Source organism: Sorangiineae bacterium MSr11367, from assembly GCA_037157805.1.
Classification (GTDB): Bacteria; Myxococcota_A; Polyangia; order Polyangiales; family Polyangiaceae; genus Pendulispora; species Pendulispora rubella.
Map to the genome: position 1 here is coordinate 9,188,048 of CP089983.1, position 18,537 is coordinate 9,206,584.

General features: G+C 62.4%; 13 protein-coding genes. 7 read left to right on the plus strand and 6 right to left on the minus strand.

Going from position 1 to position 18,537, the window contains the following annotated elements; translation table 11 throughout:
* Positions 1–94: 94 nt before the first annotated feature.
* The 7 genes from LVJ94_35170 to LVJ94_35200 all read left to right on the plus strand — a co-directional run bounded on the left by LVJ94_35170 (position 95) and on the right by LVJ94_35200 (position 6,660).
* A complete protein-coding gene (locus LVJ94_35170) occupies positions 95–349 on the plus strand; it encodes a hypothetical protein (protein ID WXB02144.1) in 255 nt (84 codons plus the stop codon).
* 403 nt (positions 350–752) lie between these two features.
* Positions 753–1,880: an AraC family transcriptional regulator gene (locus tag LVJ94_35175; protein WXB02145.1), complete on the plus strand. Its 1,128-nt coding sequence runs from the start codon at positions 753–755 to the stop codon at positions 1,878–1,880.
* Positions 1,877–3,166, plus strand: a complete 1,290-nt coding sequence (locus LVJ94_35180; GenBank protein ID WXB02146.1) for a sigma 54-interacting transcriptional regulator — start codon at positions 1,877–1,879, stop codon at positions 3,164–3,166. The genes LVJ94_35175 and LVJ94_35180 overlap by 4 nt, the downstream gene beginning before the upstream one ends.
* 85 nt (positions 3,167–3,251) lie before the next feature.
* On the plus strand, positions 3,252–3,929 hold the full coding sequence (locus LVJ94_35185; GenBank protein ID WXB02147.1) for a hypothetical protein: 678 nt from the start codon (positions 3,252–3,254) through the stop codon (positions 3,927–3,929).
* Positions 3,913–5,124 carry a DUF418 domain-containing protein gene (locus LVJ94_35190; protein WXB02148.1) on the plus strand — a complete coding sequence of 404 codons (1,212 nt, stop codon included), beginning with the start codon at positions 3,913–3,915 and terminating at the stop codon, positions 5,122–5,124. The genes LVJ94_35185 and LVJ94_35190 overlap by 17 nt, the downstream gene beginning before the upstream one ends.
* Positions 5,121–6,230, plus strand: a complete 1,110-nt coding sequence (locus tag LVJ94_35195) for a hypothetical protein (protein ID WXB02149.1) — start codon at positions 5,121–5,123, stop codon at positions 6,228–6,230. Before LVJ94_35190 ends, LVJ94_35195 begins: the two co-directional genes overlap by 4 nt.
* On the plus strand, positions 6,223–6,660 hold the full coding sequence (locus LVJ94_35200) for a hypothetical protein (GenBank protein ID WXB02150.1): 438 nt from the start codon (positions 6,223–6,225) through the stop codon (positions 6,658–6,660). The genes LVJ94_35195 and LVJ94_35200 overlap by 8 nt, the downstream gene beginning before the upstream one ends.
* A 489-nt stretch (positions 6,661–7,149) precedes the next feature.
* On the opposite strand, the gene LVJ94_35205 is transcribed toward LVJ94_35200, so the two are convergent.
* From LVJ94_35205 to LVJ94_35230, 6 genes are read right to left on the minus strand one after another with little or no spacing between them, the layout of a single operon-like run.
* On the minus strand, positions 7,150–7,527 hold the full coding sequence (locus LVJ94_35205; protein ID WXB02151.1) for a hypothetical protein: 378 nt from the start codon (positions 7,525–7,527) through the stop codon (positions 7,150–7,152).
* Positions 7,472–8,428, minus strand: a complete 957-nt coding sequence (locus LVJ94_35210) for a hypothetical protein (protein WXB02152.1) — start codon at positions 8,426–8,428, stop codon at positions 7,472–7,474. Before LVJ94_35210 ends, LVJ94_35205 begins: the two co-directional genes overlap by 56 nt.
* The gene (locus LVJ94_35215; GenBank protein WXB02153.1) at positions 8,425–10,440 is read right to left on the minus strand and encodes a hypothetical protein; all 2,016 of its coding nucleotides are present in this window, start codon (positions 10,438–10,440) and stop codon (positions 8,425–8,427) included. Before LVJ94_35215 ends, LVJ94_35210 begins: the two co-directional genes overlap by 4 nt.
* A 35-nt stretch (positions 10,441–10,475) precedes the next feature.
* Positions 10,476–11,105, minus strand: a complete 630-nt coding sequence (locus LVJ94_35220; GenBank protein WXB02154.1) for a hypothetical protein — start codon at positions 11,103–11,105, stop codon at positions 10,476–10,478.
* On the minus strand, positions 11,102–12,346 hold the full coding sequence (locus LVJ94_35225; GenBank protein ID WXB02155.1) for a hypothetical protein: 1,245 nt from the start codon (positions 12,344–12,346) through the stop codon (positions 11,102–11,104). Before LVJ94_35225 ends, LVJ94_35220 begins: the two co-directional genes overlap by 4 nt.
* 34 nt (positions 12,347–12,380) lie before the next feature.
* Positions 12,381–18,518 (minus strand): hypothetical protein, encoded by a 6,138-nt coding sequence (locus LVJ94_35230; GenBank protein WXB02156.1) that lies wholly within the window; start codon positions 18,516–18,518, stop codon positions 12,381–12,383.
* Positions 18,519–18,537 lie beyond the last annotated feature (19 nt).

Below are 18,537 nucleotides of genomic sequence, written 5' to 3' on the forward strand. Positions count from 1 at the left end.
GTTATTCGTAAACGTTTTTCGGAGAAGTATGATGGAGAAAGACCAAGGTCGAAATTATATATCGGCTTCAGTCCAGGCGGCGGGCTCACATCTCGTGGACACAGGAAGCGATGCAGCGATCGTCGACCTTGCCTACGAGGTGGCGCAGCACTCGTTTGCTTGGGACCCCGCGCTGACCGAGAGAGACCATGAACGCGTCATTGTGGGTCTACTCTGGAGTGTCGGCAATCGGGAGTTGTCGGCCGAGGAATGGACGGAGCGGATGGAGGCACTTCAGGAACAGGCTTTGCGCGAGATACGTGCGGCCGCAGAGGACGCCGAAGACAGCGTCCGCGGGGTGGACGAGTAATGGAGCGCGCAGGCGCTGGCATGGGCAGCAACCCAAAGGTGCCGACCGGTCCCCAGAACGCGCGGAGCGCCGAGGAAGGCGAGAATCCTGCGGACCCTATGATGGAGTGGCTCCGCGCCACGGCAGACGCTGAGGAAAGCCATGGGCGGACGACCATTGCCGGTCGACTGCGCAAGATTGCGGAGGGCGCCCCACCGTCTTCTTCGGTCGCTGGGCCTGCGATGTCCGTGGGGTCTGGCGAAGACGACGCGAGTCGGCTGGGTGAGAGCATCCACGATGACCTTCGCGGGGCCATGTACGAGGAGTATGCCTCTGGGACCTCTGCTGGACTCATCGTTTCGGAACGGCTGAGGACTCTCGCGGCGGAGTTCTACCGCGAGTTCCTTTCCCAGTGGAGAAGAACGTGAGTTCTGAATTCCATCCGATCACGGCATTCCCCTTCGAGGGCGTCGGACACACGGGCGAGTTCCTCCCGTGCGCGGCCGATGCGGAGTGGTGCTCGAGCAGGCCTATTCTGAACCCAGCATGCATGCGGCGCGTGCGAATGTCCTTCCGCCATCGACGTATTCCGGCGGTGCTTGTCGCGGCGCTGCGCCACACTCGCATTGACTTCGCCTCGCCTGCTAGGCGCCTTGGCCTCGAGCCGGGATTCCGGGAGCTCGCCACCGAAGTTCAGATCGAGAAATGGCTCGCGCTGATCGCTCCGTCGTTGCCCTCCGAGTTCGGTTTGATGCTGGGCGCGCAGGTGCGCGCCGAGTCCTTGGGCCTAATCGGCCTCGCGGCGCGGTTCTCGCAAAATCTGGCGGACGCGCTGCGCCGACTTGCGCAGCTCACGCTGCTCGGTGACGAGCTTCGGATTCTGCGAGACGAGCGCGAAACGGCTCTCGTGATCCACAGTGGCGGCGACGTGCCCTTTGCGAGAAAGAAGGCCGATGCCATCGCCGCTTCCGTGCTGGCCATCGCCCAGCAACTCACGGGCTCGCGGGTGGCGCCTGCCATGGTGGCCTTCGCATTTCCTCCGCCCGATACAATCCGATACCGTGACCAGTATCGCGCGACCTTCGGGCACCCGGTCCTTTTTGACGAAAGGATCACCGTCATGGTTTTCGCGAACACCGACCTGGAGAAGCTGGTCATTGGTGCTAGCCCCGAGCTCGCCGAGACCTTCGCTCGCCATGCGGCGGAAGATCCGATTGGGCTGAGGCTGCCGGACGATGTCGTGACGGCCGTCCGCGCCGCTCTCCGCGTCCACATGTTCGAGTCTACACCCTTGTTTTCCGAGCTCGCCCTCTTGATGGGCGTGTCGGAGTCGCAATTGCGGGCGCGCTGCCATGAAAACGAGGTGCGCTATCCGGCACTCGTGGAGGAGGTTCGAAGGGAGCGCGCGTTGCTGCTGTTGCGTCATTCGCCAACGTACACGAACGCGGAAATCGCGAGCCTGGTTGGCACGACGGATGAACCCTTTCGGATTGCGCTTCGGCGTTGGCTCGGATTAAGCCCCGACGAAGCGCGACGGGCACTCCGACCATGATCTCTGTTCTCGTGATCATTGAGGGGGACCTTGGGCGTCTGATTGTCGACGCGCTCGACGCGAAGGTACGCGACGTTCGTGTTCACCGTTGCAATCTGAAGGAAGCGCAGGCGCGGCGGTTCGCGGTGGACCTCACGATTATCGATCGAACCGTGGGTGAAGGCCCGCGGTGGGCGCTGGTTCGCGCCCAACACGCCCCGCTCTTCGTGGTCGGAGAGGACATCGAAATGCCATTCGATGTCGCGAAGTTCGTACAGGCCATCATCGAGGCCGCGGCCAATCGGGGGGGGGAACGAGACGACGAACTCATAGCCATCGACCCTCCGCTGCGGACGGCCCTGCGCGTGATCGAGCAGGCCGCAAAGCGGCGAAGCGGCGTCTTGATCACCGGGCCCACGGGGGTTGGCAAAGAGCTCCTCGCCCAACGCCTTCACGTGGCCTCAAGGCGTAAAGGCCCGTTGGTCGCGCTCAACTGCGCTGCGCTTCCCGCGATGCTTGCCGATACGGCCCTGTTTGGACACGTGCGGGGAGCCTTCACTGGCGCGGTTTCGACCGCAAAGGGAGCTTTCGTCGAAGCCGATCGCGGTACGCTTTTTCTCGACGAGATCGGCGAGCTCGAAGCCTCTGTGCAAGGCAAGCTGCTTCGGGCGCTCGAGGAGGGGAAGGTCCGTGCGGTGGGGGCGGCGAGGGATGTGTGCGTCGACGTGCGCGTCGTCGCCGCGACGAACCGCCCGCTCGAGGCCGAAATGGCCACGAAGCGGTTTCGAAACGACCTGTACTACCGGCTCGCCACGTTCCACATCGCGGTGCCGCCCTTGCGTGTGCGGCCGCGCGACCTCGATGCCTTAATCGACCGGTTTCATTCGAGCCATGACCGAGGGGGCGCGGTAGCCATTTCTAGCGAGGCTCGTCAGATTCTCCAGCTCTACGCGTGGCCAGGCAATGTTCGTGAGCTTCGGAACGTCCTTGAGCGTGTCTTGTCACTCGCTTCGGGCGACGCCGTGTCTGCCGAGACGCTCGTTGCGCTGGCTCCCGAACTCGCGGGCTTGGCGGATACCCGTGACCCGGGTGAGGTAGCATCCCTTCGGCAAGCCCTTTCGGAAGTCGAGGGGGAGGTCATTCGGGAGTTCCTTGCCTCGGGCAAGTTCGAGCGGCAACAGCTTGCCCATCGGCTCGGCATTCATCGGTCGACTCTCTGGCGAAAGATGAAGCGCATCATGAGCCGTGATCACGACGGTGTGTCGAGCACGTCGCCGGACGGTCCCGTGGCTCGGAGAAGGATATGAAGATCCGCGCTCCGCGGCCATTCCCTTTTGCCGTTGAACTTCCGAGCTCGTAATGGATACGGCCATGGTGAAGGAGGAGCTACGCATGTCCTGGACGGCCCAGGGTGAGCAAGAAGGCGCGCCGCTCGGTGCAATGCTGGCGTACGGCCTGCTGACACTGGCCGTGCTGCTTTACGTCGTCGTGCGAGCCGTCCGCAGCCAACTGCCGCGTCGCGAGGCCAAGGACGTCCATGCGTTCGCCGCGCAATATGGGCTCACGAACGTATCGGCGTCACCCCAATACCCCGAACTCCGCGGCACGGTGGATGGGGTTGACCTCGTCATCCGTTCGTTTGCGTACGTGCCCGGCGTCTCGAACGCATTTGCCGAAATCGCTGCGGAAGCCGATCCCTGGCCCCATCGAGTCGTTGCGCGCTATCCGTACTTTGCCCGAGAAGACAATTCGCCTTTGGACCTGCCGGCGTGCCGAACGGGGGATCGTCCATTCGATGATCAGTTTCTTGTCCGCGCGAGCTCCGCGGAGGGAGCCGCCCTGCTTCTCACGCCTTCCACGCGGCGTGCTCTTCTCGACCTGCCCGCGGTCATGGAATTCATCGACGAGGGGGCGACATTGCGTGTGCTCATCGCGTGGTCGTCGAGTTTCATCCCCGTGAGCACCATCGAGCCCGCCTGTCGCTTGCTGATCGCCCTTGCGCGTCGGTCTGGGCCCTCCACGCCATCCGCAGTACCTTCCCTCGGAGACAACGATGATTTCCGTCGATGATACGGAACGGCCCGGGCCGACGCATACCCGAATTGAGGAACTTGATGTGATCCGCGGTGCGGCCCTCCTCGGGGTCCTCGTGATGAACCTCGTCCACGGATTTCGCAAACCTTTCGCCTATGCCCGCGGTGTCGCTCCCAAAGAAAGCCTGTCCTATACCGATAGAGTGGTCGAGAACGTTCTCTACGCCATTGTCGAGGACAAGGCGATGACGCTTTTTTCGATGTTGTTCGGAATGGGCCTTGCGATGTTTGTTCTGCGCGCGGGCTGTGACGGCGATGCGATGCGCCTTCTGGCGAGGCGTTTGGCCGTCCTGCTCCTCATTGGGCTCCTTCATGCCGTGTTCCTTTGGGAGGGAGATATTCTGATGCCGTATGCGGTGGCGGGATTCCTTTCACTTCTTGTGATTCACCGCTCGGACGCGCTCCTTCTGGTGCTGGGCCTCGCACTTCCCGCGGTATTCCCTCTGATCGCCTGGAAGTACCCTGGGCTCCTGCCCCAAGGCGGACCCGCGGCGGTCGCGCATTATCAGAAGGCTCTGTCCATCTACGGGCATGGGACCTATGGGCAAGTGGTGGCGTTCCGAGCGCCCGACATCGTGACCCTCCGTGCCCACTTCTTGGCGGTTCGGGGGTTGGCGCAGATTCTGGGCAACGTGCTTGTCGGCATTTTTATCTGGCGTGCCTGGTTTGAGCAGCGACACGAATGGTTGTTTGGGGTTGCTCTCGGCGGTTTGGTGATCGGCGGCGGATACGCGATCTATCGGGCGCTTCTTGAATTCGAACCGACCTCCAACGCGCCGGCAACCGTGCTTCTCCGGCTTGGATGGAACATGACGTTGGTCCCATTGGCGATGGGCTACGGAGCGGTACTCCTGATTCTATTGTCGTTCAACGCGCCGCGTGCGTGCCTGCTCACACTGGCCCCGGTCGGGCGAATGGCACTTACGAATTACCTCGTGCAATCCGCCATCTTCAGCACGATCTTCTACGGGTACGGGCGTGGTCTGTTGGGGCAGCGCGGCGTTGTGGATGTGGTGCTCATGGGCCTGTTTGTTTACGCCATTCAAGTCATTGTGAGTGATGTCTGGCTTCGGTGCTTTCAGTTCGGTCCGGCCGAATGGGTCTGGCGCTCGCTCACCTATGGAAAGCGGCAACCGATCGCCGCCGTGTCCTTCCGTCGGAGCGGGCCGTGAAAGAAGCACGCCTGTCCGGGGTGGCTCGCAACAGGTCCGGGGTGGCACGCAATTGGCGGCTCGAGGCGGTGTACGAGGAGCCCAGCAATGATTTGGCGCGGGCCGAGTATGCCCATTGGGCCGACGAGCATGGCTACCCACACGGCGAATTTATCCAGCTGCAGTTGGCCGCGGTGAAGCGCCCGCTCACCTCGAAGGAGGCTGCGAGGGAGGCCGCGCTCCTCGCGGCGCATGGTCGCCATTGGCTTGGCCCACTCGCCCCGATCACCACGGGAGTGCGCTTCCGGCGTGGATTTCCCGCTGATCTTGTCATCCTTGCACAGGACATCGATCTGAAGCGGATTGAGGGTCACCCCGCGTTCTCAACGATCGAAAGCCTCGAGTTCGAGCACGTACATGGTGGGCGATGCCGACGGACCGGGTCCTCTCAATTGGGCATCGCGCACCCCGTCTTTCGTGCCCTGCGGGTGATCTCGGGGATTTACGGTGGCCCACTTCTCGAAGCGTGTGCCGTCCATCGGCAGCTTGAAAGGGTCGCGTGGTTCGTACCGCCGGAAGCAACAGGGTCGATGTCGGCGGCGCCTGCGCCGGCGGTCGTCGCTCGAGCGCTCCGAACGCTACCGGCATTGCGCCATGTGCGCGTGGGCAACGACGCCATCACGACGTCATCGGCCGTGGACAAGGAGATTGCCCGCATCGTGGTGGGGGGCCATCCACGGCTCGCTCGCGTGAGCGTTGTGGCCGACCGTCGAGCGCGCGGATGGCTTCGCCGTCTACGAACGTCGCCCGCCGCAGAGCTCGAGCTGCGCGCCGACGGCTGCGGAACGATGAATCATCCCGGGATGGCGCTCAGCGTGCGCATCGCAGGCCACGCCATTCACCCCCGCGCGCGCGCGGCATTCACACTCCCCGCCCTCGAGGCGGAGCAGTATGGGGTCCGCGCGTTCGTCGGCGCGCTGCCATGGCTTAGGAAGGAAGGCGTGGAGGTGGTCGCCGTGGCGGTGCCGGACCCGTCGCGCAACGGGCCAATCCTTCTGCAAGCCGTATCCCATATCGGGCTATCGGTCCCGACCGTCCAAATTACCCCCGAGAGCCATCATGAATGAGAAATCTCCCCGAAAGGCCCCGTCGGTGGTTTTGGTCGACCCTCGTGATCTCGATGAGGCCGAAGCCTCCTTTGGCACGGAGGCGTTCGTGGCCTTTCTGGCGTCGAAGGAGGCCTTGACCCAGGTACTCGGTTTGCAGATCGCCGACAGAGCGCCCGAACTGGACGTGCTGCGGATTCACGCCTTGGCGGCGCGGAGGGCACGGGCCGTCGATAAGCAGATCGACGAGGAAATCGACGCCGAACGATTCCCACTGCGACATCTCGCGAGGCAGTTGTGGCGAATGCTCGTGCGTGCATGCCGATTCGTTCTCGCGTGCGTGGGGGCCTATTGCCTATTCCTTTGGATCTGGCGCGCACACATGGAGTGTGACACCCAGCGTTTGCGCCGAAGTCCCACCATTGCTCTGGAATGGGCGGCGCACCGTTGATGGTTCGCCACGTGGTCCGTCACCTGGTGTTGTTTAAGGAGGAGGTCTCGATGGTCAGGTTGAAGCGAGCATGAGCCGACTTGGGAAGATCGCGATAAAAGCTAGCCGCGGAATCGATGCATGGCGGCGGGCTGCAGGCTTTCACGACGACGGCGCGAGCGGGTGGCCACGGTTCGTGGCCCGCGGCAGGTGTTGCGGCGCCGCGCTCCGTCATGCTGTAGATCCCGATCCGGCGCGACCGACATGAACCTGGACGACGCCTTGACACTTTGGAAACCCGCGCGCCTTCGGTGGGGTGGCCAGGATTACGTTCCAATGGGATATTGCGTTCGAAAGGAAGTGATCACGCTGCATCTTCTGCGGAATGAGGACGAGGTGGTTGTGGTGCAGCTGCCGTTCGTGGCGAAGGCTCACTTCGTCCCGAATGCGCGTTTCGAACGTGGTGTCTTGGTGGTCGAGGGCCCGTAGAGAGGGAAGCGTGGGCCTTTCCTACTCCGCCTCGACGGCGAGGGCTTTGGCGAGTTGGGCAAGGAAGTTGATGGCGAGCCCCCGCGCGTTCAGGAGGCGACCAAACCCGTACGCACGGAACCACCAGGAGTCGATACCGAGCTCGGGCTCCACAATGTGCATGGCGCAAATACGCGGAAAATCGGCCCGAAAAACTCGTCGAGCCACAGGTTCAAGAACCTTCGGAAAATCACGAGTCCAATACCGAAGGCTCCGACCCTGGGGGAGGAAGAAGTGAAACACGATGTCCTCGCCGCAAATGCCGTACTCGGCGATGAACTCGGACTCTTCGACGTGAACGAAGTCAATCGTCTGGATCGGGAGCTGCGTCGGCGGGGGCGGCGGAATCGTGTTCGTCATCGACGTCTCCATCGGCGCTGGGTTGAAGGTCGACCGTGTGCAGTCCTCGGGTGAGCTCGTGAAGCGTGGGGACCGGGGCCGAATCGACGCGAAGTGTGATGGTGGATAGCTCGGCCCTGAGCTGGTCGTCCGGGTTTTGGACGGTTTCAAGCAGCTCCGTCATGATCTTGGCGGTGATCGCATAATTGGCCGCGTCTTTCGCGGCCGACGCGTAAAGACATTCCTCGGCACGGATCACCGCGAGATTGCGAGCGGCCACGACCCGTTCCGCGACACGGATGTCCCGAGGCACGATGCCCATGCGCATCTGCGCCAACATGGCACCCAATGGCGAAAAGGGCAGTTCGGCCGCCATCTGGCGGGGGTCTCGCGCCTTCTTCGCCGCGGCGGCAAGTGCTTTGTCGACCGGCTTGTCGCTCCTTAGAAGCTTCTGGTATCGGAGCTCGAGCAAGGTACGGACCTCGGGCCCATCGAGCAGGTCCACGTTCCAGTAGAAATGCCGATAGAGTTCGATGGCGCGGGGCGAACATCCCACGCCGCGGTATCGGGTCACCCCCATGGCAATCGCACCCAGGGGTGCATGCGACAAGAGCATCGTCTCAATGAATTCTTTCGCGCGCCGCTTGCCGAGGACATTCTGCGCCATGCGCATATCGTCGTCCGGGAAGAACAGGGCCCGCAGTCCTTCCCTGTAAAGGAAACGCTGGCTCTTGTCGTGCAGAGGGTCGCGCGGGTGAAAGGGCCGGGGCGGTGCGAGGCTGTCCCGCAATCCATCGACGTACTCCTGGGAGATAAAGTCCAATCCGGTCCACTCGAGCTTCTTTTCGATAGCGTCGTTCTCGTAGTTCTCCGGCGAGACGATCAGAAATTTGATGTAAAACTCGGCGGGGCTTCGAATCATGACGACGTCTGGAATGCAATGATGCGCAGCCCTTCGATCACCTCCTCCGTCGTCCGAATGGCGCGTTCGATGGCGGCGACTGGCACGTCACGCAAACCGAGGCGCGCTGCGAGCAAGAGTTCGCACATCTTCTTTTGCGCATTGTCAATCCGTGGCAGGTACTCAATGAACGTCCGAATATTTTCCGGGTTCAAGAAGCCGAGGGCCAGAACGGTGTCGACCGCGACCGGGTCGGGGATCTCGCCCGCTTCCTTCACAAGAGACCTGCGCAGATTGGGAAGCTGCTGCAAGCGCTCGCCGGCCAGCTTCTTGGCCTGCTCGCCTGCTTTTCCAATCGGCTCGATCGTGCGGCGCACGCCAACAGTCACGGGCCGGGCGCCGGTGGTTGCCTCGGCGAGCTTCCGCGCAGCAACCTCGCTCGGTACACCGAGTGCACCGAGCAGAAAGAGCGCGTCGTCGGTTTCCAGAAAGGAGCAGGCCTCCGCGCCCAGTTTGCGGAGCGGCGCGCCCTGGAAGGAGAAGGATCCCTCGCCGCCTGCGCGAATGGTGACCGAGTCGAGAAATGCCTTGGCCTCTGCGGTCTTCGTCCTCGCCGACGCAAGGATGACGGGTGACGTCTCGTCCAGCGAGAGCCACTGCATGTCCGATGGAATGAGCATGGCGCCGCCCGCCTCGGTGACGTGCGCAACGTCGGGCGTGATCTGCACGTCGATCTCGCGCTCGGTGAAGGTTTTTCCTAGGTACGAAACACCTTGCCCGCTGCCGAGGGAGGCTTCCAGCGTCAGTGGCAGGGTTGCTTCGCCGTGACCATCGGGGAAAGTCCGAAAGAAGGCCCCGTGGCCACGCGGCTCCCCCTCGAAGAGGCTGGCCCCGCCCTCCACGCGCACCCCAAAAATCTCTCCCTGAACCGCCGCTTCGGAGCCATCGGTAAAGAGGCTGATTGGCAGCGATGTACCGTCGGTGTCGAGCAAGGCGGGAAACACGTACCCAACCAGAGAGCGACCGCGCAGGTCCTCGACGCGATAGATCCCAAATTCACTCACGAGCGCGGGAGTGTCCTCGAGATGGTCTTCTTCGTCGTCGGCGCCGTCGGCGCCGTCCGCGGTCAGCGTCGCCGAGCCGCTGATGTCCGCCGCGAGCACGGTCTTTTGCCCGAACACGCGCAGGGCCTCCGGGCGCGACATGCGCTCCTGGCGCACCATCCACAGTCGCGCACTCGCAGATTTGACGAGGTATTCGCCTTCGCCCATGCGCACAAGCTGCGCGACGTCGGGCTTAACCTGTCCGAGGATGGCTTCGGCCATTTTGTAGCGGCCCTCCATGGGTTCCGAATCGAGCAACATGGCGACTGCAGGACGCGCGTGGGCGTTCTTGACGAACGCCGCCTGAAGCCCCTTCTCGGCCAGTGCCGTCTTCCATTCGTCGTAGTGGGCCCGTTCGATGGTCGGGGCAATCGCGGTAAGGAGCTCGGGAGAGGAGGACGACACGAGGCGTCCCTCCTTCCCCATCGGTCCCGCGCTCATGGTCGCACCGCCTCCACCAAACCCGTAGTTTTGTCGATACGGTGGGTACAGCTGCCCGATCATCGACATGTCCCCCGGCGTGGTGCCGGTGATGTCGAAGATCTGTGGACGAAAGATCGCTTGGCGAAGGCGCGCCTCGGTCAACGGAAGCATTTCCGAATTGTCCGTCACCAAAAGGTCGAGCGGCTGGAGCATGCGATCACGGATGACGATCGGTATCTTGGCCGAGCGCACTCCGGCCTCTTGCATGGCCTCCTCGGGCGTACCGAGCTGCATCTCGGTCTTGTTCGTGACCTGAATCGCCCCGAATCCGTACCCTCGCTCGCCGTCCACGGGATCGAGTTGAACGTGGGGCTCGAAGTCTGCGACGAAAGGCATGGCCTTGAAGAGCTGTTGCAGCACCTCGCTCGGCCATGCGTTGGGATCTTCCGACAGGGCCACTTCGGCGGAGGACGATTTTTCGAAGGATGTCTCGATGAACAGGTCCACGGCTTGCGCGTCTCCTTGCCTTCGGGCACTCCGCCCTAGGACGTGCGCATGGTGGCGCCGAGCGCCGCCCACGCGGAAGGGGCCTTGGTCAGGAGGACAAGGCCGTAGACTTGCTCTTGCGGAGCGATGCCCTCCACGCCCCCCTGGCAAAGCGCATCGATGGCACGCCCCGCTGACGAAAGCGTGTCTGGCACCTCGTCCGCGCCCACCGACAGAAGCACGATCGGCCCTGCGCTCAAATGGCCTGCAAGCCCCGCGACAAAAGCTTCGGCCGGAGCCTTCACGGCGAGCGCCGCGTCCATCATGGCTTGCAGCCCGCCGACCTTTGCTGCGAGGGCCGCCGTCGCCCCGACAGAGGCGCTTGCCTGCACGGCAATGACCGGAATACCGACAGCGAGGGTCGCGGTCAGCTGCGCCACGAGTTGGACCGCCGCACGCAATGCCTCTTCGAGCGCGGCCAAAGGATTTGCGATCTGAACAGCAATCTGCGATTGGAGCGAGAGCGCCGCCGAAAGTTGCGCGGCCAGATCGCCCAGCACGGATCCCAGCCCTGCGTGCACCAGGAGCTCGAGCTGGCCCAGGGCAGGATTGAGCACGGTGAGCGCGCCCGCGGCACCGATGTTCACTTCGGCAAGACGATATGACCCAAGAACCTTCGTCGTCATGCCAGCACCTTTTGGTTCGCACTCGTGATGCTGCCCACGAGAGGCATCGGAGCGCCCGCGACCCCGGTCGTGAGCACGGCCTGTACAGGCGTGCCCGGAATGGGGGGATTGGCAAAGACGAGCAATACGGGCATCGCGGTAACGGGGACCGTGACGAGATCGGCCAAACGAGCGACGGGCGTGACGCCAGCACCGAGACGGACGATTCCTCCTTTTAGGTGCGCGTAGGTACCCCCGTCGATATCGATTCCGTCGCGCGTCACAATGCTACCCGCGCCGTCAGTGGAGAGCGCGATGCCACCCGCGCACGAGACCACAAGCTTCTTCTTCACCGAGCATGTGACCGTCCCTGCGCAACGAAAGAACACGTTGCCCGCCCGATCGAATACGAACTTGAGGACACTTGCCTTGCCGCTGCCCGCGGAGGCCGCATCGCCACTTTCGCCCACGAATCCTCTCGGAGAAACCGCGAGTTCATAGATGACCGGATTGCCTTCGCCGGAACCAAGGCCACCTGAGGCCAGAGAAATACCGCCGTCGGGCTCCGCAAGCGGGCTCTCGACCTTGCCCACCGTAAGTCGAATATCAGCGTACTGCTCGTTGGCAAAAACGCGAAACGTGTGAACGTACTGGGTTGGCGAGTTTTGAACGGATGGCCCATCCTGGAGCCCCCAAACGATCGAGCCGCCGGCACTGTGCATCGCGTAATTCTCGGCAATGTCAGTGACCAGGTTTTGCAATGGGATGAACATGCGCTGCGCGAGCTCGGTCGCGCCGAGCTGCAGGACGCCGCCTCGATGCAGGGTCACAAAGTTCCCGTCCCTCGTTCGCAGCGCGATATCGCCCAGCTTCGGGATCGGACGGCCTCCGCCAAATGTTGCGTCGGTCGCGTATTGGGCCCGATCGCCCCGCGAACGGGTGCCATCCGGTGCCTCCGAACTCGAGCTATTGACCGCCTCGTGCGGCATCAGAAACGTAAGGACAAAGGGCGGCGAGCTATCACCGGGGACGCAGATCGCGCAAGTCGCTCCGATCTCGGGGACGGCGTAGATTCCCTCGCCGCCCAGGTAATGGAGGTACGGCGATGCCACTTGCACGTCAAAATAGCGTTTGCGGTCAAACTGCGAGCAGACGTCCACCGTCCAGTTCTTCAAATTGACATTGACCACGCGCCCTTGAACGATGACCGGTGCATCGGTCCCCTCGCGATGCGTGAACGATGTTCGAAAACGGCTACCCATCTCTCTGGCAGCCTTCGCACGCGGACGCCGGTTATCAGTAATGGTGCTCCGGAACGTTCGCGAGATGTCCTCTCCCCGGCTGGGCGGCAAGCGCACGATTAAGCCCAAACTCAGCGCCGTATGCCATGGCGGGGACGGGATGGAGGCTGTGAATGTTCGAGACCCCTCTTGTGGCCGCCGCCTGCATGAGCGTGTCGCGCAGATCACGGTGCTGCAACTTGGCGAGCCAGTCCTCCTGCAGGCTCAAAGGCATGGTCTCCACGCCCTTCAGCGTGGGGGAATGTTCGATCGGACGAAGGCCCTCTTTCTCGAGCTCGCGGTTCCTTGCATGGACTCCGCTGAGGGAGCGGAACTCCCCTCGCAGAACATGCGGATCATCACCCGGGTCCTCCACGCGCGTGAGGTCGCTCATGGCCCTCACCACGGTCTCGATCGCGCGGCGTCGCACGCCTTCGTCTCGGTAGAGGCCGTATACCTCTGAGGTGAGGTGGTCTCTCACGCGGTCGATGCTCCCGGTCGCCCGAAAAAGATCGCGAGGATTCACCACCGTGCGATTCGGATCACTCAGCGGCGTTCCCGCCTCGATATGCATTCCAACCGTCGGCGGTTTCCATGGCTGGTAGCCCGCGCCGGGTGTCGAAAGCCCCACGTGCAACGGCCGCCCCAAGGCATCCTTGCCGACGTGATGCGGCGTTCCGTCAATCGTGACGGTCACGCCGGTCGCCGTCGGCTCGACGCGGGTGACCTTGCCCGTCTTCATCGCGATGCTCGCTGCATCCGGAATCTTCTCGGGCAACTTCATCAACTGCTCGAAGCGGGAGAACTGGTTCAGTAATTTTGATCCGCCACCGTGCTCGACGACACCACCGGTGTGGAAACTTTTGAGGGCGAGCTGAATGGCCCGTTCCCCCACAGCGTGCGCGGCCAGAACCCCCAGATTCGTGCCGATTCCGTGATTCTGGCCGGAAACGGACAGCCCCGCGCACGTTTGGCAGAGGCCATGGGCCTCCTCACATTGAAGCGGACTGCGAACGGACACATGTGCCTCGGGATGTCGAGCGCGCACATGGGCCACCACATCTGGCGATAGAATCGTCCCGCGTGAAAGATGGATGGCTTCTCCCGCTTTGCCCGCGTCGAGGTGCAGGTCCTCGGCGAGGTAGCGGTCGTGGACGTCGGCCTCCGTAATCGGCAGCGCAATGCCCTTCGCTGTCCCGCAGTCTGGGCGGGAAACGATCATGTGCATCATGTTGTTCATGAGCAGTTTGCTCATGTAGCCCGGCTCCTGAACTTCCTGCACCTTCTGCACGCTGCCTCGCCGCGCTCCGGGCATTTGATGCCAATAGCCGGCAACATCGAGACCTTCGGCATAACTGCGGGTGACCGGTGTCGGCAGCGTTCTTCCCGAAGAGTCCCGGAAAAGCATCGGGGCGAGGAGCATCTGCTGGTATTGGTCCCAGCCCGGCTTCACGCCTGCCCGTAGCATCAAAAAGAGGTTCGAGGGGTTCGCCTCTTGGCTCTTCTCGTGAGCCTCTTTCATCTTCGCCGACGCATCCTGCCAAACCTGGATGGCACGCTGGTCCCGCTGGGCCCGCGTCGCCGACGGGTCCTTCTCGATCGTCTCGACCGCCTTGGTCGCTTTCAGAAGGATCGGATCACGCGCGGCTTTGTCGGTTTTGAAGTCGGCGAGACCGAGTGAATGCGTGCCGATGGGAACCACCACGTGGGCTTTCGGGTCGAGCCCCGCGGCACTGCCCGAAAACGTCAACCCATGACCGGCGGACGTGGGGCGAGGAATGGCCACGGCCCCGAACGACGCGCCGTTGCCGAGGTCCTTCAGTTGATTCACCACGTGCCCATAGTCGACGCCGGGGCTCTTTGCTATTTCCGTGAGCAGCCGGTCAAGGCCCTTTCGGTCGAGCCGACGATCCAGGTTGTAAAGGACGTCGTTCTGCAACGCCGTCGGGAGCGCCGCGGCCAAGAGAACCCGTCCGGGTGTCGTCGTGCGCCCATCGAGGGCGATCCGGTCGTCGTGTCGAAGCACCCCTTTCCGAACCGCCTCGATGGCCTCTCCCGCGTGCGCAAAGGATCTTGGTTCACCCTTGCCGGCGAGAGAAAGGCGGTAGAGCCCAAGCGCAGATTCAAGCGTGGGCTGGTACATGAGTTTTCCGGTCGCCTCTGCAAAAAGGTTTCGCGAGGGCATCATTTTATGCGCCTCGAGGACGGCATCGTCGCCCATGGGGACGTAGATGCTCGTCGTGTCACCGTCGAAATCGGCATTGAACCCACCGGTAACAAGAGGGTGGATCTGGATCGCGTTGCCAGACGCGACGCGAGCCTTAAAAGCCTGTACGGAGTATTTGTGCAAGGCTGGGTCGCGTTTCATCAGTACCGGCCTCTCCGCCATGACGGTGTCCAAGGCCTTCCAGACCACGGGCGAAATGTCCTTCTCGGCCAGCAACTTGGGCGCATCCAGCGCCGTTGGCGCGGCGCCCATGTCGACGAGCTTTCGAATGACAAACGGCCGGAAAAGATCGAGCGCAGCGTGGCGCGGCAATCCAACTTCATCGAGGCCGAGGGCGGGCTCGGGCACGATGGTGCTGCGCATCGTCAAGTCCTGCCGGCGGTTCATCAACACGTTCTGAAAGAAGCCATTTTTGGGCTGCGCGCCGGCGATTGTGTGCAGAATCCCCTTGTGCGACGCGTCCGCGTACGGCACGCCGACCCCCATGAGCGCCTTCACGCCGTCGTAGTAGTCGGCACGAAGCTCGCGCTTCGAAGAATCGGTGAGATGTCGCCCGAGCCCAGCATCGCCGAGCTGTTCGTTGATCTGGCCAAATTGGGAATACAGGCCGTTGACGTCGCTGTATTTCAAATTGCCATTTGGCATGACCGTGGCGGGCCTCATGACCGGCGGCATGACAGGAAGATGATGCAGCACATAGGCTTCCCTGGGTGACATCCCGAGTTCCGACAAGGCGCCGAGGTACTTCACACGCTTCAACGCCTTATCCACATTGGCAGCTCCCTTGGCGGCGGTAAGATCGCGCTTGGCATCGGCGAGCGCACGCGGCACCTCGATCTTCCCGAGGAGTTCCTCGATGGCCTTTCCGCCCGTCGGTCCCTCACCCAGTGGGCCTACTTTTCCAGACGCAGAGAGCGACTTTTCCCCTCTCACAATGGCGTCATAGTCCGCCTTCTTCAAGCCAGTGAGGTGGCAAATCGGCCCTTCAAAGATCGGATTCGGCAAGGGCTCCGCCAACGCGATCCTCGACCACTTTCGCCCCCCATGGCCCCCCGTGAGTTTCGCGTCGAAGAGGCCGCCCGGGCGAGGTTCGACCTCTCCCGTGCGCCCGATCTGCAGAAGCTCCGCCGGTTTGGGCAGCGCATTTTTGGCGAGATCCAGAATGTGCTTATCCGTCAATGGGCTTGCCACCAGTTCGTGGCCGTGCTTTTCGACATTGATGCCGGCTCCCTTGAGCATCTCCGTAAACTTCGTGAACGCGAATGTCGGGCGCGGCGGCGGGAGAGGGAAGCCTGTTTGAATCGCGGCCCACGCCGCGTTGTGCAGACTCGGCCATCGCTTCTCCGGATTTGTCTCCGGATCCGCCCCCTCGGACTTCAGGGTTTGCATCTCGCGGATGTTCGCCCGCGCCCCGTGCGCGAGCAAAGCATACATTCCAAGGGTCCCCATCGATTGGCCGCCCGAGGACCCACCCCCCGAGGGTTGAAGATTGAGATCGTAGTGCTCCGTGCCGCGGCCTGGGAGGGTCATCCCCGAACGCACGGACAGCTTTTTGTCAACTTGATGCACCAATTTGAGCATGTGCTGCGGCCCGACGAGGGCGCGGCCGAGAGAGACCTTGGTCACCGGGTCGTAGAGCTCCTCCTGGTCGCTCAGCCCGTGTGCCTTGAGCTCACGCTCGATCTTCTCGCGGAAATCGACACCGGGTTGAAAGTTTCGAACGACGTAGGGCTTACCCACCTTCTCGGCGATCTTGCCCGCCGCAACTTCGAGCACCTGACCCAGATTCATACGGCCTGGAATCCCCGAAGGATTCAACGCGACGTCAATCGGCCCGTCCTTGGTGTGAGGCATCTGGCTATCCGGAAGGACGGCGGCGACCACGCCCTTGTTGCCATAACGGCCCGCCATCTTGTCGCCCACGTCCATGGGCTCGACCGTTTTTACATGAACCGCGATGCGGTCCTTGCCTCGATGGACTGCGATGACTTCGCCGGGCGCGTCGCTGTCCCATCGCAGCGATTTGTCGGTATGGCTGCCCGACATGCTTCGTCGAATCGCCGCAAGGCCGGTGCGATCCTTCAGCTCGACGGGCTTCGTCGCGAGCACGAGAGGGTCACCCGGAAGCACCTTCGTTCCCACCTCGACGATCCCATCGCCTGACACCTTCGCGAGTTGCGCGCGCGAGAAAGCCGTCGGGTGTTCCAGCTCGAACGCGCGACGTGAAACCGTCATTTTGGGGTCGAGCGCCACCTCGGGCTTGTGCAAGTGCTCGCTCGACAGCTTTTTCGCTGCAGACTCGGAAATGACGATCCCGTCTTCGAAATTGTAACCCTTGTATGGAATGTAGGCGACACGCAGGTTTGTTCCCAATGCCAGCGTTCCATTCTTCGAATAATTGGTGTCGGCAAGGGTGTCGCCGGCGCTCACGTGATCGCCAACGCGGACACGTGGTGTGGAATGCAGCACGCTTTTCAGATCGTTGAGCGGGTAATGGTCGTAGAGGGAGACAGCGTGCTTTTTGCCGTCCGTGCCCTCGAGATGGATGGCATCCCGAGTGATGGTCGTGACGCGTCCCGCCGCGGGCGCCCGGTGCGATGCGAGGCCTCCGACGATGTCTTCGAAGGTCTGCCCGTCCTTGCTCCTCACTCCGCTCGAGACCTGCACGAGCGGTGCCTCGCGGTGAACGAGTGAAATGGCCTGCTCCATCTGCCTGCTTCCCATGGACGCACGGTTTCCTGATGTATTGCCGAGAAAGGGGATCAGGTTGCTCGTCAGGTTGAAAAGTTGGCTCGCGTGCTCCATGACGTAGCGCGCCTGATCGAAGCGCTCGTCGCGAATGGTGTTGCCATCGCCGGCTATTTTCACTTTGTCCGTCAGAGGGGCCGGATGACCATCTTCCCAACGTACCTGATCGGGCAACACGACCTTGGATCGCATGAACTCGCGAGGCGTGATGCGGACATGCCGCTTCGTCGTGCGGTCGTAAACGGCAATGGTTGGATTGGCCCCTTCCTTATGCAGGCCCAGTGGCAAGCGAAGGGTGACCCCTGTTTTCGTACCTTCGGGCGTATGAATAGGGTCCAAGAACCCGAGGTGGCTCGGATTCACAAATTTGGCTTCGTCGGTGATGCTCCTTTCGGATTGAATTCCGCCTGGGCCGAGCAGGGTCGTTTGCTGGGCGCTTGAGATCATCTCAAGCGGATTAATCTGTGTCGCCGTGCGCGCGGCCGCGTTTTTTAAGAATACGTCTTTAATTGGCCGGGTCAGAAAATCCGACTTCCAGACATCGCCTACCTCCTTGGCCGAATTCACCTTGCGCAGAGCCTTGAGCTGCAGCGCCCTTTTCTGCTCCGGACTCGTGAGTCGTTCGTACGCGTAGTCACCAACGTCTCGCAAATCCTTGAAGAGCAACGAATCCCGATCGTCCTCCGCATGTCCATTCTGAACACGGAGCATCTTCTCGGTGGCAATGCGCAGGGCTTCGCCGGTAACGTTTGTAAACGGTTTCCCGAGCGTGAGCTCGGTGGCGTCGGGTCGCAGACGCGAGGCAGCCATGGTGCGGAACACGTGCTCGGCTGCGGCCTCGCGCGAAGGAGGCGCCACGCGCCGGTCTGCCTTGTACATCCGCTCGAGCGCCGTCGCAGAAAGGCGCGCGTTCTTGTTCGCATGCGCGACGTCCTTCCCCCACGCTCGCTCGAGCTCCGCGTCATCGGCACCGAGCGTGCGCAGAATCGGGTAGATGGGAACGTGCGTCTTCCCGTACTCGAGCTGAAAGACTTTCGTTTCGGGATCGAGAATGACGTCAAACGACCGCTTGCCGAGAACATTGAACGTGGTTTCGAGCTCGCCGTTGTTTCGACGACGCGTGTACACCCCTGGCCGTAACTGCCATTGGCTATCCACTTGGTACTCTTGGCCGTTCACCAGGTAACTTTGTCGAGGC